The sequence below is a fragment of the Methylomonas sp. TEB genome, assembly GCF_047777895.1.
GTDB lineage: Bacteria > Pseudomonadota > Gammaproteobacteria > Methylococcales > Methylomonadaceae > Methylomonas.
This window is the reverse complement of record NZ_CP180476.1, coordinates 4,836,136-4,849,602: the sequence shown is the minus strand read 5'-3', so window position 1 is coordinate 4,849,602 and position 13,467 is coordinate 4,836,136. Positions and strand designations below refer to the sequence as shown.

Below are 13,467 nucleotides of genomic sequence, written 5' to 3'. Positions count from 1 at the left end.
TTCGCATATCCATCCGGAAGACTGGACCCTATATCATGACAACAGCCCAAAAGAATACCCACGCCATTGACATTAGCGCGTTGAAAAGGGAAGACAGAAAGAGCGTTGAGCAATTGGAAACCTGCATCAAAGTTGAAAATCTGGATTTGTTTTACGGCCAGAAGCAGGCCTTGCATGGCGTGAACATGGAAATGCCGCGTAAGAAAGTGACGGCCTATATCGGTCCCAGCGGCTGCGGTAAATCCACCTTATTACGCTGCATCAATCGGATGAATGATCTGGTCGACGGCGTCAGCATCAAAGGCAAGATTCTGCTGGATGGCGAGGATATTTACGATAAATCGGTAAACGTCGCGGCTTTGCGCCGGCGCGTGGGCATGGTGTTTCAAAAACCCAATCCGTTTCCTAAGACCATTTATGAAAACGTCGCCTATGGCCTGCGTATTCAAGGTATTAACGACCGCCGCATACTCGACGAAGTGGTCGAAAAATCCTTGCGCGGCGCCGCGTTGTGGGACGAGATGAAGGATAGGTTGAACGACAATGCCTTGGGCATGTCCGGCGGCCAGCAGCAACGTTTGGTGATTGCCCGGGCGATTGCGATCGAGCCGGAAGTGATTTTGTTGGACGAACCGGCCTCGGCGCTGGACCCGATCTCGACGCTAAAAATTGAAGAATTGATTAACGAATTGAAAGAAAAATATACGATAGTGATCGTCACCCACAACATGCAGCAGGCGGCGCGGGTATCCGATTTCACCGCTTTTATGTACATGGGCGAATTAATCGAATTTGGTGAAACCAGCGAGTTGTTTACCAATCCGGCAAAAAAACAAACTGAAGATTACATTACCGGCAGGTACGGCTAGGAGGTAAACAATGGATAACAGCAAAATCAAATCGCACATTTCCCGCCAATTCAACGAGGAGATGGAAGATATTCGCAACAAGGTGCTGACCATGGGCGGCCTGGTCGAGCAGCAAGTTGACCTGGCGACCAAGGCTTTCATGGGTAACGACATGGAAAATGCAGAGAAAGTGGTACTGCAGGATCAATATGTCAACGAGATGGAAAAAGACATAGACCACGAATGCACCGAAATCATGGCCAAACGTCAGCCGGCGGCTTTTGATTTACGCATGTTGATCGCCACCATCAAAATCATCACCGATCTGGAGCGGATTGGCGACGAAGCGGCGCGTATCGCCAAAATGACCATGCGTCTGGAAGGTGCCGATTATTATCAAGACAAGTACTACGAAATCGAACATCTGCTGAACTTGGTCAAGGATATGCTGAACGGCGCGCTGGATGCCTATGCCAGAAACGATGTCGAAGAGGTGATTGCTATCACCGAGCAGGACGCCAAGGTTGACCGGGAATACACCAGTATCACCCGGCAGTTGATCACACAGATGATGGAAAACCCGCGTAACATCACCAGAGCCTTGGATATGCTATGGGCTGCGCGCGCGCTGGAAAGGATAGGCGACCACTCCTGCAATGTCTGCGAGCAGGTGATATACATGGTGAAAGGCAAGGATGTGCGCCATCTTAGCCGTGAAGAATTGGAGCGTACTGTTAATTCGGCTCGCTAGCGATAAGGTCAATTTGATTCAGGGTAACGGTTAATCCTTTACCCTGCTTTACTGATTTAGATACTTGGGGGTGCTGCTCACCAGTTTCAAAATCATTCGACGGCGCCGATGCAGATCCTTGCGCAGTGGCGAGTTCAGTAACTCATCAAGCCATGTTCAAAATTGCCCGGAAAATTGCTGCCGGCAGCTACTCAATCAGTCGCGAACTGCGCAATAGCTTGGAACTAATCGTCAAACCTGTTCGCGTTACATTTTTCAGTTGTATGACCGGTTGAACACGGAGGCCGTCGGTAGCCAGTCGGATCATGCCGCCCCGGTGTTCGAAATCGGTAATATCGCTGACCGTCAATACCGGAAAGGGCCTGACAAACTCCAGGGTCGCCGCGAGAATTCTTTCCTGTTGCGCCGGAATATAAATCACCTGGCATTCGTGCAATTGTTCGGGTATTGGGTCGATAACCATCTGCATCGGTAGATCGTTTACCCGCTCACCTTCGATCAGCTTGGCCAGTACGCCGGTGACCGGCGAATTGGCGTAACTGCAAAACAAAAATTCCTTGTGGTTGGTCGGCCAAGTAACGAAATAGGCAAAGTTATATAAGTACGCCGCTTTAAGTTCCGTCTCGTTAAAGCGCGGTTCACCCGCTGTGCCCGATGATTGCAGCGGCGGTAAACAGGCCAACAACAGCATTAACAGGCACCGCCGCGCAACCGCGCCGGTGCGTGTCACAACTTTGCGTAGGCTTGGACGCCGCATCTAGTAGCGTACCGTGGCTTTAAGGTAATAATTGCGTTCAACTTCGCTACTGATCACCGCGTTATCTATATTTGGGCTGAATTCCAGATGCCGGTTGTCCAGCAAATTCTGCGCGCCGACAGCCAATTCAAAATGCAGATTCGGCTGCCAGCCCAAGCGCAGATCCAGCCGATGATAGGCCGGCACCTGATTGATTAGGTGGTCGGTGTAATACCAATGCGCATCAAATTCCAATTGGTACGGCAGATTGAAGTAGGAACTGAGGTTGAAACGGTTACGGGCGCTATTGCCTTCAGCAACTGTTGCTGCGCTATCCAGGCTGCCGTCGCGCTGGTGCAAGGCAATTGCAAACAGACTGTAACTACCTTGCACGCGCCAGCGTTCGGACATCCGCCAATTCAATGCGGTTTCCCAGCCGTAGGCTTCACCTTTTGCCTTGTTGGCAATCAGAAACGGGATAGTGATGTTATCGCCGTTTACCAGCGGTGTTTGCGGTTCTGTGGTGCTTAGTCGGCCGTAATCGCTATAAAACAGCGTTGTATCCAGGTTAAAGATGTCGTTGGGGAAAAAGCGGTAGCCCAATTCGTAAGTGACTGCGCTCTCCGAGTCAAAATTATCGTCGCCCAAGACGTTGGCTGTGGTTCCGGGGCCTACGTTGAATAAGACATTGACGTCGTGGTCGGCCCTGGCCGGTACGCGAACAGCTCTGGACACCGCGCCCCACAGGCTGTGTTGCTGATTGGGTACCCACAATAGTCGGGCGGAAGGCTGGATCTCAAAACCGGTAAAATCGTTATGCTCGACTTTACTGCCGTATATCAAGCGCAGTTCGTCTGCCAGAAATCGCCATTCGTCCTGAGCAAAGACGTTGAACAAGTGCACATCGCGTTCGGAGGGATCGAAGTGTAACAACACCTGTTTTTGCTGAAGTTGATCGCTATTGAAGCGATAACCGGCCCCCCACGTTATGTGATGAGCGTGCCAATTGAAATCATGCTGTAAATCCAGGTCGAAGGTGCTGCGCCGATAATCTAGTCGGCTTTGGTTGCGGACGGCATGATCTAAATAACTGCGGATTTGTAGGCGGCTATCGTTTTCCAGGGTTTGTTGCCAACGTAACAGCAGGTTACCGCCATATTTTTTGGTGCTGTCGGGGCTAATGGGCGATGCCGGGTCGAGATTATTCAGCGATTGCTGCATGTCGCCATTGAAATAATCGCCCTGCACGATCAGGTTTTTGCGGGCGTCCGGGGTCCAATCGCTGCGAAAACCCGCGCGGCCCATATCCAGGCTGTCGTTGGCTTTTTCGCCGTTACCGAAATGAAAATCCTCGCGATGATTGTATTTGCCGTAGACGCGATAATTAAAATCCGGACTGAGTCGGCCGCCATAACGAAAGGTGCCGAATCCGGGTTCTTCCTTGCTGGTGCCACCTGACAGCAATACGCCTTGTGATTCCTGCGCGGAACGAGTAACGATGTTGATGACGCCATTGACGGCGTTGGAGCCCCACAACGTTGCACCGGGGCCGCGAATCACCTCGATGCGGTCGATGTCTTCCAGCGGGTAGTCTTGCTCGTTCCAGTAAACGCCGGAGTTCAGTGGGTCGTAAACGGTGCGGCCGTCCATCATCACCAACAGCTTGTTGGCATTTATCCCGTTAAAGCCACGGCTACTGATCGCCCACTGATTGCCATCCACCCGCGCGACTTCCAGGCCGGGCACTTTGCGCAGCAGTTCCGGAATGGACTGCATCCCGGAACGCCTGATTTCTTCGTGGCTGATGACGAATACCGCCGATGGGGTTTCGCTGATAGGTTGTTGATTTTTCGAGGCGATGGAAACGGTGGTCGCACTCAGCTCTTGGAGAGATAAGGCCTTTAAATGGGATAGGGTGTCGTCCGCCCCGGCTGGGGCGGCTGCTTGCAGGGCAATACAGAAAAGCGTCAAGCGCTGAGTGTTACCCGTCAATTTTAACTTGTTTGCCATAACTTCCGTCTTTTACGCCCGATTAAGCACGCGCGCATTGTAGACGCCGGCGATTGAATAGTAAAAAAGCCCCAATTAACGGCGCTGCGACGAAGGGTTTATTTGATGGCGCGGATCAGTTTGATCATGTCGCTGCTGGCGGGATCGACGAATATTTTTTGGAACGGGCAAGCTTGTACGCTTTTTAACGTCTGTCGGTTAATATTGGCGCCAAAAGTATTCAAAATCAGCGGGTTGAACAAATTCATCATCATCGCCAAAGCTTTGTTGGAGCTTAATACGTGTTCCAACAACAGCACTTGACCGCCAGGTTTACAAACGCGATAGAGCTCTTTCAGGCCTTTTCTGGGTTTCGGTACCGAACAAAACACAAAACTGGCGATGACCGTGTCGAAACTGTTATCGGCATAATCCAGCGCTTGCACGTCCATCAAAGCCAGATCAACCGCAATCTGTTTACGCTGTTGTTTGCGGCGGGCCATTTCCAGCATGTTCGGGCTGAAATCGATAGCGGTAATTCGGGCGTCATCAGGATAGAACGGGAAGTTTTTCCCCGTTCCGACCCCAACTTCCAAAATGTGGGCGCCGCTAGCCTGCGACCAGAGCTTTTTACGTAAACGGCGGAACAGCAAGCCTTCCAGAAAGCCTTCCAGGCCATCGAAATAAGGCGCAAGCCTATCGTAGCGCTGTCTGACTTTTGTGCTGTCCGCCGTCATGCCGGATTATTCTGCAAATTGCTGAATGCCGTCCAGGAACCAGCGGGTTTGATTGCTGTTGATGGGTTTGACGAAATGCCATACTTCTTTAATGGCTTCTGCCTTGCCACCGTCTTCGCTGATCAGCGCGTCGAACAAGACCACCGCTTCGAGTTCGGTGCCGGCTTCGCGGACATCAATTAATTCCGCGCTCAGTTTAAGTACGTCGGTTTTATTAATATCATTGGATGCACGTAGTTGCTCTTGAATTTCTACAAATACCTTGTCGGTAGTTAAGCCGCGGATTTCCGCCAAGTCGCGTCTATCCCAAGCTGCTTGCAGGTAGCGGTAGGCACTTTCCGCACCGCTTAAAAACGCGCGCTGATCGAATCCCGCAGGCAACTTGTTTGCATCGAAACTAGCGGCCTGCTGATAGTCATTGCTGCTTGATCCCGCTGTTCTGCCTTTTTTGAACAGCACATCGGTATCGAAGCCCGAGCCGCCGGCTGCCGGTTGCTGGTTCTCGCGATAAAAATTTTGCGATGCCGCTGGTTGCGAGTGCGCGGGGCCGTAACCGGTCGACGCGGCGGGTTGCTGGCGTGATCTGGCCGCAAACACGCGGTACAGCAGATAAGCGACGCCGGCAAACAGCAGCATGTCCATCAGATTGATGTTTTCGAATGCGCCGCCGAAGAACAATGAGCCCAATAATCCGCCTAAAGCCAAGCCGCCCAGCACGCCCATCAGGCCGCCGCGACCAGCCCAGTTTTGTCTGGCTGTTTGATTTTGTGCAGCCGCTTGTTGCTGGCTGGCCGAGCGGGTCGGCTGGCTGCTGGCTCCACTGGGAGACGTAGAGCGTTGAAACGGCGTGCTGTAGCTCGGCTTGCTACCGAAAGACTTGCCGCCGCCCATGCGTTTAGCCTGCGCTTCCTGGACACTGCCTAGCAGTAAGGCCAGCGCAATGAATAATGTTGCCAAGGTACCGATCTTTCTGTTCATAGGTGTTTGCCTAAAGTGAATAAATGTATGCCGATATTCGGGGTAAAATCGCGTAATTCAAGTAGAATAGCCGTTCGCATGGTCCTATACAACCGCTGTCTACTGATCAACGACACCTCACAGACATTCTGAAAACATAAATGGTTGCATATTCGCGTCAATTTCTGGTTATGTTTTTGCTGCTTTTGCAAGTGGTGGCTCCGCTGGTGCATGCCCATATCGGTAGAGATGCGATGCAGGGCGGCCTGCATCTGCACGAATTCGAAGTGCTGCATATCGATCATGATGGCGAACCCGCCTTGATGGCTGTCGATCACGATCTGCAAATTCAAAATAGTATTGTCAATCTGGGCTCTGCGATTAAACAGCAGCAATGGCTGGACAGGCTGGCGCCGGTTTTCTATCTGCTGGTCAGCGTGGTTGCCTATTTGGCGGTTACGCGGCAAATCCAACTCGTTAAGTTTTCTCCGCACATACCGCTGTTCGCGCCCGACCCCGTACTTAGTCACAATCCATCCCGCGCGCCGCCGCTCTGAAAGGGGCTGGCTTCGCTGTCGAAGCAGGCTGGGTCAACACCTGGCAGCCCTTCGTCCCCAAAATTGGCCAAAAGCCCGTTAGGCGTTTGGTTGCTAGTTCTATTCAATTACTGCTTTGGAGTGCTCCATGAATGGATACCGTTATCTAAAATGCGGTTTACCTGTTTTACTGCTGGTTACGGCGCCTTGCCTTGCCGAAATGAATCCTGTCGGAGAGAGCTTGGCGGCGACCCGCGGCGAAATGTTTTCGGAGAATTTGATTGTCGAACACATGGATCCTATCGAAACCGATCCGTCGCTAAGTTTGTCGCAATTAGTCGAAATAACCGTGGAAAAATATCCGGATCGCCTGGTCGGCGAAGCCTTGGCCCAGGAAGCCAATGCCTTGGCCGAACGTAGTGACGCTTGGGTGGCCGGCTCTACGGCTGTTGGATTGAATTACATGGATGACCGAATTGCCGACGACCTGGGTTCGCGCGAAGCCTCTGCTCAAGTCGAAATCACGACCTGGAAATGGGGGCAACGCGATGCCGGTCAGGCGGTAGCGGAACGGGCCGGCGTTGCCGCGCAAAAGCAATCGGCGGCGGTTAAGCTGGAAGTCACGCGCTTGATCAGAGACGCTTTGTGGAATATGGAAATCGCCAATATCGGTTTGCAACAAGCGCAAAACGCCTTGTCGATTTCCGAGCAATTGATGAAGAAAGTCGAGCGCCGGGTGGAACTGGGCGATTTGCCGCGCGCGGATTTGTTGCTGGCCAAGGGGGAATATCTGCAAAACCGGGGGTTGGTCACCCAAGCCGAAGCGGAAGTGATGCATAGCCGTAAAGCCTATGCCAGCTTGACTACCTTGTCGCGGGTGCCGGGCAATTATCAGGAAAAACTCAGCGATATTACCTCGGTGAGCGGCAACCATCCGATGCTGGAAGCTATCAACGCCATCATCGACCGGAAACAGGCGGAAATTGAATGGACCAAAACCACTGATCCCATCAATCAACCCAAGCTCAGTGTAGGTGCGAAAAGCCAGCGGGATGGCCGCAGCGGGCAAGATATTGAGAGTGTCGGCGTCGGCGTGGTGATGCTATTCGGCGGCGAGGCCTATAACGCGCCGGAAATCGCGAAGGTGAATCTGGAGCTGAACAATGCCAAAGCCCAACGCGAGCATCTTTACCGGCAATTGGAGAAAAATCTGCACGAAGCCGAGCATGCTCTGGAAGTGACGCGAGCCGAGCTGGCAATCGCCAACGAGTTGAAACAAATTGCCGAAACCCATCTGAAAATGACTGAAATTAGCTTCTCGGCCGGCGAAATCAACCTGTTGGACCTCTTAAAAATCCAGGCTCGTAGTCTGGAAGCGATTCGCAACGCCAAATTGCAGGAGGTTAAATTACAGCGCAACATTGCTTTCTACAACCAAGCGGTAGGCGTACAGCCATGAGGCGGTTAATCTTCGGCCTGTTTTTGACTCAGGCCTTAAGCGCGTTTGCTCAAGATACCCAGATTAAAATTACCCAGCAGCAGATCGACAATTTGGATATAAAAGTCGCGCCGCTTACCGCTAGCCAACAAATTCCGTTGTTTTACGCGCCCGGCAAAGTGGTGGTGCCGGCTGACCGGGAAGTGTTGATCAGTAGCAGCCAGCCCGGCCTGGTTACCCAATTGCCGGTCAATATCGGCGACAAGATCCATAAAGGCCAACTATTGGCGCAGTTGCACAGCCCGGAACTGGTCGGATTACAGCAAGCATTTTTAACCGCTACCAGCGAACTGAATTTATCCGGCCAAGAGCGCAATCGCGATCAAAAATTATTGCAGGAAGGTGTGATTGCGCAGCGGCGCTGGCAGGAAACCCAAATGCTGCACAGTAGCAAATCGGCCAAGGCCGACGAGGCTCGGCAGTTGTTATTGTTGGCCGGCATGTCGGCCGCCGAGATTAAAAGTTTGGGGCAAAGCCATAAGCTGGACAACCGTTTGACTATTCGCGCGCCCATCGATGGGGTGGTATTGGAGCGTCTGACCAATTTGGGCGCCCGCTTGGATATGCAGGCACCGCTGTATCGGATTGCCGATTTGTCCGAACTGTGGCTGGAAATCAATATTCCGCAGGAGCGCTTGAGCGGCATCAGGTTAGGCGATTCGGTGCGGCTGAAAGGCAGCGAGACCACTGCCAAAATTAGTCTGCTGGGCCAAAGCGTCAACTACGACAATCAGACGGTATTGGCCAGGGCGGTGATTGACGGCAAAGCCGAGGGCTTGCGCGTGGGACAGAACGTCAATGTGCAGATCATGCAAAATAGCGCAGAGACCGGCTTCGTCGTACCCAATACCGCCATTGCCCAGAACGAAGGACGCGCCTATGTGTTTGTGCGCAATCAAGACGGTTTTGTGGTGACCGAAGTCACCGTCACCGGTAAACAGGAAGCCAATTCCTTGATCAGTGGACCGTTGTCCGGCAACGAGCAAATCGCCATAAAAGGTGCGGTGGCCTTGAAAGCCAATTGGTTAGGATTGGGAGGCGACGAGTAATGGCGGGGTTAATTCGCTTTGCGTTGACTCAGCGGCTGTTGATTTTACTCGGCGTACTGTTGCTGGTGGGCGGCGGTTACTATGCGGTTAAACACATCCCCATCGACGCTTTTCCCGAGGTATCGCCGACGCAGGTCAAGATCATCGTCAAGGCCAACGGCATGACACCGGAAGAGGTGGAAGCCAGAATTACCGCGCCGATTGAAGTTGAGTTACTGGGCATTCCGCATCAAACCATGCTGCGCTCGCTGGCTAAATATGCCATTACCGATATTACACTGGACTTTGAAGAAGGCACCGATATTTATTGGGCCAGGCAACAAGTCGCGGAACGCTTGAACGCTTTGTGGAGTAATTTGCCGGAGGGTGTGCAGGGCGGTATCGCGCCGATGACCACGCCGCTGGGGGAGATGTTCATGTTCGCCATCGAGGGTGGCGATTTAACGCTGATGCAACGGCGAGAATTACTGGATTGGACCATCCGCCCTGCTCTGCGTACCGTCAGCGGCGTGGCGGATGTGAATGCGCTGGGCGGACTGGTGCGCAGCTTTGAAGTGGTGCCCGACAATATCCGTATGGCGTCTCGCAATATCGATACCGAGCAATTAAAAGCCGCTTTGCAAAATAATAACCGCAACGACGGTGCCGGTCGGTTGAGCGAAGGCGAGGAAGCGTTGATTGTGCGCGCCGAAGGCCGTATCAAGAACGAGCAGGATGTGAAGGCCATTGTGGTGGCGCAGCACGAGGGCCTGCCAACGCGAGTGGACGATATAGCCGAGGTCAGAATCGGCGCGTTGACACGTTATGGCGCGGTCAGCAAGGACGGTGACGGCGAAGCCGTGACAGCGGTCGTGCTCAGTTTGCGTGGTGCCAATGCTCGGCAAACTATCGAGCAACTGGAAAGCAAGATGGCGGAATTGCAACCAAGCTTGCCGGAAGGCGTGCGCCTGAATGTGTTCTACAACCGGGGGGTGTTGGTGGGCAAGGCGGTGAACACCGTTTCCAAAGCCCTGCTGGAAGCCATTGTTTTGGTAGTGGTGCTGCTGATTCTGTTTTTAGGCGATTTGCGCGCGGCTTTGACCGTCGCATTGGCCTTGCCGTTGGCGGCGCTGGTGACCTTCATCCTGATGCACGCTTTCGGTATGTCCGCCAACTTGATGAGTTTGGGCGGTCTGGCTATCGCTATCGGCATGTTGGTGGATGGTGCGGTGGTGGTCGTGGAAAACGTGATTACGCAACTGGCCGATCATCAAAAGGCCGAGAGGTTACCGCGGCTGCATCTAATTTACCGCGCTACCCGCGAAGTAGCGGTGCCGGTGACGTCGGGCATCTTGATCATTGTCATCGTGTTCTTACCGCTGCTGACCTTGCAGGGGCTGGAAGGCAAGTTGTTCGGGCCGGTGGCGATGACTATCGTGTTTGCATTAACGGGTTCCTTGATTTTGTCATTGACGGTGATTCCGGTACTAGCATCGCTGTTGCTGAAACAGGTGTCGCATGAGGAGCCCTGGTTGCCGCGCAAACTGTTGCAGTGGTATCAGCCTATTCTGGCCTGGTGTCTGACTAACAGCAAAAAAGTCTTTATCGGCGCTGGTGCGATGTTGGCGGCAAGCGTATTGGTGTTTACCCAGATCGGCAGTACTTTCATGCCGACGATGGACGAAGGCGACATCATCGTGCAGTTGGAAAAATTGCCGTCGATTACCTTGCTGGATTCGGTGGCCTTGGATGGCCGGGTGCAGAAAAACATCCTCGAGCATATCCCGGAAGTGCAGACCGTGGTGTCCAGGGTGGGTACCGACGAGCTGGGTTTGGACCCGATGAGCTTGAACGATACTGACACCTTTTTGATCCTCAAGCCCAAAGCGGAATGGCGGATGGAAACCAAGGAAGAATTGATCGAAGAAATTCGCAAGATTATGGATCACACCCCGGGCATTGCCTTTGGTTTTACTCAGCCTATCGAGATGCGGGTTTCGGAGATGTTAACGGGAACGCGCGGTGACGTGGCGATCAAATTATTCGGCGCCGAGCTAGATACGTTGAATCATAAAGCCGAACAAATCGAAGCGGTGCTGAAGACCATCCCCGGCGCCAGTGATGTGTTTACCCGTAAAAATGAAGGCATGCAGTTTCTGCAGTTGAGCATTGATCGAGAAGCGGCCGGCCGGTTCGGGTTGGATAGTAATAGCATCGAAGATATGTTGCGCGCGCAGATTGAAGGCGTGCAACTGGGTATTGTCCAAGAGGGGGTGAAACGCACGCCTTTGCTGCTGCGCGGCGACAGTAACACCGCCAACTTCGAGAATTTACAAATCAGTTTGCCGAATGGCGAGCATGTGCCGATTACCGCAGTGGCGAAAATTCAAGCGGTGGAAGGGGTGGTGTCTATAGATCGGGAAAAAGGCCAGCGTTTCGTGGTGATCCGCTGTAACGTTGAGGGCCGCGATTTGGTTGGTTTTGTTGAAGAGGCGCGCAAGGCGGTGGCCGAGCGTGTTCAATTGCCCAGCGGTTTTCATGTGGCGTTCGGCGGTCAGTTTGAAAATCAACAACGCGCTTCCGCGCGTCTTTCCCTGGTGATTCCATTGTCCTTAGGTTTGATATTTTTGTTGCTGTTTTCCACCTTCGGCTCGGTGCGGCAGGCGGTGCTGGTGCTGTCCAATATCCCGTTGGCCATGATAGGTGGGGTGTTCGCGCTGTGGTTGTCCGGTGAATATCTGTCGGTGCCGGCTTCAGTGGGTTTTATCGCCCTGCTCGGCGTCGCGGTATTGAATGGGGTGGTGATGGTCAGCTATTTTAATCAGCTGTGCGCAACCGGTATGGAATTGTCGCGGGTGGTGATTATCGGTTCCGGGCGGCGGTTGCGGCCGGTACTGATGACGGCCAGCATCGCCGCCTTCGGCTTGATTCCGTTATTGTTTGCGTCGGGCCCCGGCTCGGAAATTCAGCGGCCATTGGCTATTGTGGTTACAGGCGGTCTGTTGTCATCAACCTTGTTAACACTGATTTTGCTGCCGATACTTTACCAACTGTTTGGCCGCCACCCGGAGCGTTGCTGATGAGTCACGAAGCGTTTTTATTAACTGTCAATGCGCCTCCCAGCTTGGAGGAGGCACTGGTCGATTGTTTGCTGTCATTGGAATGGTCGCAGGGTTTCACCAGTTTTCCGGCCAATGTTCACGATCACAATCAGCAGGGTTTGTCGCTGGCAGAGCAGGTTGCCGGACATCAACGCAAAATTCGTTTTCAAATGTATGTCGAAAGACAAAACATTTTTGCATTATTGACTAAGCTAAAGGCGGATTTTACCGGTTCCGGCCTGCATTATTGGCTGGTACCGGCTATCGAACAAGGCATCATCTAAGCATAAAGCATGCAGAAAGCGACTGGGGATGCTACAGTTCGGACGAACAGCGGTTAAACATTTTTGAATGAGCTATTTTCCTTGCCACACATAGCCCTATGAATATCTTTTTGCGTCGCATTCCTGCTAATACCAGGCATACTGAAATTTCCGAATTTGTGGCCCCTGCTTTGAAACGCGGCTTGTTCAGAAAATCCGGCCGTATAGTCGATGTGCAGATTCTGGCCTTACAGGATACCCGCATAGGCACTATCGAATATCACGGTGTGGTAACGCTGGATTCTGAGCTTTCCGTGCAAAGAGTTGTTAAAGGTTTAAAAAATCGCCGGTTTAACGGCAGAATGGTGGTGGTTAGGCCTTATTACCACCGTAGTTGGTACAACGACCCTCGCCAAAATCAGACGCCTGTGTCTGCCGATATTATCGAAAAGCGCAAGGGTGATCGCAGGCGCGGTAAGTATCTACAAGTGATCAAAAATGCGTCTGATCGTTTTAACAGTGAAGATGATTTTTTTCGAACCGTGCATCATCAACAGTTCTCCATCTCATTTATCGTGCCGCCTGTCATGGAGGGGCCGATGATGGAGTGCCTGACCAGCTTTGAGGAAGAGCTGCTTCATAGCGATACCGGTGAGCATAAGATCACCAAATTTCTCACCGAAGCCGACGATGCCGATCAGCAAACCGCGCGCTTTCAGATTTACGCCGAGAAAATGGCTATTTCCGCCTTGCTGGAAAAATTGAAGTCCGAATTTGCCGGGTCCGGCATCCATTACTGGATCATGCCGGTGGTCGAGAAGGGCGAAATTTAGCGCTTAATAATGCAAGCAAGCGCTAGGATGGTCGAGTATGGTGTAAGTATTAAGCGAATGGTTTGAGGCCATACCTGTAATTGCTGCGAATTGTCTAATAACCGACCACGTTACCGCTATCATTTATACCGGTGGTGCTGACCTAAACCGTAGTAGAGGCCAGCCCTGTTGACGCGATGCTCGCAATGGC

12 protein-coding genes are annotated in these 13,467 nt (G+C 52.6%); 8 read left to right on the top strand and 4 right to left on the bottom strand.

The window, feature by feature from the left end:
* Positions 1-35 precede the first annotated feature (35 nt).
* Both pstB and phoU read left to right on the top strand, forming a co-directional pair.
* Positions 36-869 carry a phosphate ABC transporter ATP-binding protein PstB gene (gene pstB / locus ACMXD4_RS22020; RefSeq protein WP_033156874.1) on the top strand — a complete coding sequence of 278 codons (834 nt, stop codon included), beginning with the start codon at positions 36-38 and terminating at the stop codon, positions 867-869.
* A 10-nt stretch (positions 870-879) separates the two neighbouring features.
* Positions 880-1,599: a phosphate signaling complex protein PhoU gene (phoU, locus tag ACMXD4_RS22015; RefSeq protein ID WP_033156873.1), complete on the top strand. Its 720-nt coding sequence runs from the start codon at positions 880-882 to the stop codon at positions 1,597-1,599.
* A 187-nt stretch (positions 1,600-1,786) separates the two neighbouring features.
* On the opposite strand, the gene ACMXD4_RS22010 is transcribed toward phoU, so the two are convergent.
* The 4 genes from ACMXD4_RS22010 to ACMXD4_RS21995 all read right to left on the bottom strand — a co-directional run bounded on the left by ACMXD4_RS22010 (position 1,787) and on the right by ACMXD4_RS21995 (position 6,039).
* On the bottom strand, positions 1,787-2,329 hold the full coding sequence (locus tag ACMXD4_RS22010) for a YfiR family protein (protein WP_415879380.1): 543 nt from the start codon (positions 2,327-2,329) through the stop codon (positions 1,787-1,789).
* Positions 2,330-2,356: 27 nt separating this feature from the next.
* Positions 2,357-4,345: a TonB-dependent receptor plug domain-containing protein gene (locus ACMXD4_RS22005; protein ID WP_415879379.1), complete on the bottom strand. Its 1,989-nt coding sequence runs from the start codon at positions 4,343-4,345 to the stop codon at positions 2,357-2,359.
* 98 nt (positions 4,346-4,443) lie between these two features.
* On the bottom strand, positions 4,444-5,061 hold the full coding sequence (locus ACMXD4_RS22000; RefSeq protein WP_415879378.1) for a class I SAM-dependent methyltransferase: 618 nt from the start codon (positions 5,059-5,061) through the stop codon (positions 4,444-4,446).
* 6 nt (positions 5,062-5,067) lie between these two features.
* A complete protein-coding gene (locus tag ACMXD4_RS21995; RefSeq protein ID WP_415879377.1) occupies positions 5,068-6,039 on the bottom strand; it encodes a Tim44 domain-containing protein in 972 nt (323 codons plus the stop codon).
* A gap of 170 nt (positions 6,040-6,209) precedes the next feature.
* Between ACMXD4_RS21995 and ACMXD4_RS21990 the strand changes: the two genes are divergently transcribed.
* From ACMXD4_RS21990 to ACMXD4_RS21965, 6 genes are all read left to right on the top strand, one after another.
* Positions 6,210-6,575 carry a hypothetical protein gene (locus ACMXD4_RS21990; RefSeq protein ID WP_415879376.1) on the top strand — a complete coding sequence of 122 codons (366 nt, stop codon included), beginning with the start codon at positions 6,210-6,212 and terminating at the stop codon, positions 6,573-6,575.
* Positions 6,576-6,702: 127 nt separating this feature from the next.
* Positions 6,703-8,013, top strand: coding sequence for a TolC family protein (locus tag ACMXD4_RS21985; RefSeq protein WP_415879375.1), 1,311 nt, complete (start codon positions 6,703-6,705; stop codon positions 8,011-8,013).
* The gene (locus ACMXD4_RS21980) at positions 8,010-9,101 is read left to right on the top strand and encodes an efflux RND transporter periplasmic adaptor subunit (protein WP_415879374.1); all 1,092 of its coding nucleotides are present in this window, start codon (positions 8,010-8,012) and stop codon (positions 9,099-9,101) included. Before ACMXD4_RS21985 ends, ACMXD4_RS21980 begins: the two co-directional genes overlap by 4 nt.
* The gene (locus tag ACMXD4_RS21975; protein ID WP_415879373.1) at positions 9,101-12,160 is read left to right on the top strand and encodes an efflux RND transporter permease subunit; all 3,060 of its coding nucleotides are present in this window, start codon (positions 9,101-9,103) and stop codon (positions 12,158-12,160) included. Before ACMXD4_RS21980 ends, ACMXD4_RS21975 begins: the two co-directional genes overlap by 1 nt.
* On the top strand, positions 12,160-12,465 hold the full coding sequence (locus ACMXD4_RS21970) for a DUF3240 family protein (protein WP_415879372.1): 306 nt from the start codon (positions 12,160-12,162) through the stop codon (positions 12,463-12,465). Before ACMXD4_RS21975 ends, ACMXD4_RS21970 begins: the two co-directional genes overlap by 1 nt.
* Before the next feature lie 98 nt (positions 12,466-12,563).
* Positions 12,564-13,277, top strand: a complete 714-nt coding sequence (locus tag ACMXD4_RS21965; protein ID WP_415879371.1) for a DUF3240 domain-containing protein — start codon at positions 12,564-12,566, stop codon at positions 13,275-13,277.
* Positions 13,278-13,467 lie beyond the last annotated feature (190 nt).

What these genes read in the sequence shown, in the direction of transcription:
- ACMXD4_RS21985 (WP_415879375.1), top strand. Translation starts at nt 6,703, where the DNA reads ATGAATGGATACCGTTATCTAAAATGCGGTTTACCTGTTTTACTGCTG.
- phoU (WP_033156873.1), top strand. Translation starts at nt 880, where the DNA reads ATGGATAACAGCAAAATCAAATCGCACATTTCCCGCCAATTCAACGAG.
- ACMXD4_RS22005 (WP_415879379.1), bottom strand. Translation starts at nt 4,345, where the DNA reads ATGGCAAACAAGTTAAAATTGACGGGTAACACTCAGCGCTTGACGCTT.
- ACMXD4_RS21975 (WP_415879373.1), top strand. Translation starts at nt 9,101, where the DNA reads ATGGCGGGGTTAATTCGCTTTGCGTTGACTCAGCGGCTGTTGATTTTA.
- ACMXD4_RS22000 (WP_415879378.1), bottom strand. Translation starts at nt 5,061, where the DNA reads ATGACGGCGGACAGCACAAAAGTCAGACAGCGCTACGATAGGCTTGCG.
- ACMXD4_RS21995 (WP_415879377.1), bottom strand. Translation starts at nt 6,039, where the DNA reads ATGAACAGAAAGATCGGTACCTTGGCAACATTATTCATTGCGCTGGCC.
- pstB (WP_033156874.1), top strand. Translation starts at nt 36, where the DNA reads ATGACAACAGCCCAAAAGAATACCCACGCCATTGACATTAGCGCGTTG.
- ACMXD4_RS21965 (WP_415879371.1), top strand. Translation starts at nt 12,564, where the DNA reads ATGAATATCTTTTTGCGTCGCATTCCTGCTAATACCAGGCATACTGAA.
- ACMXD4_RS21990 (WP_415879376.1), top strand. Translation starts at nt 6,210, where the DNA reads ATGTTTTTGCTGCTTTTGCAAGTGGTGGCTCCGCTGGTGCATGCCCAT.
- ACMXD4_RS21970 (WP_415879372.1), top strand. Translation starts at nt 12,160, where the DNA reads ATGAGTCACGAAGCGTTTTTATTAACTGTCAATGCGCCTCCCAGCTTG.
- ACMXD4_RS21980 (WP_415879374.1), top strand. Translation starts at nt 8,010, where the DNA reads ATGAGGCGGTTAATCTTCGGCCTGTTTTTGACTCAGGCCTTAAGCGCG.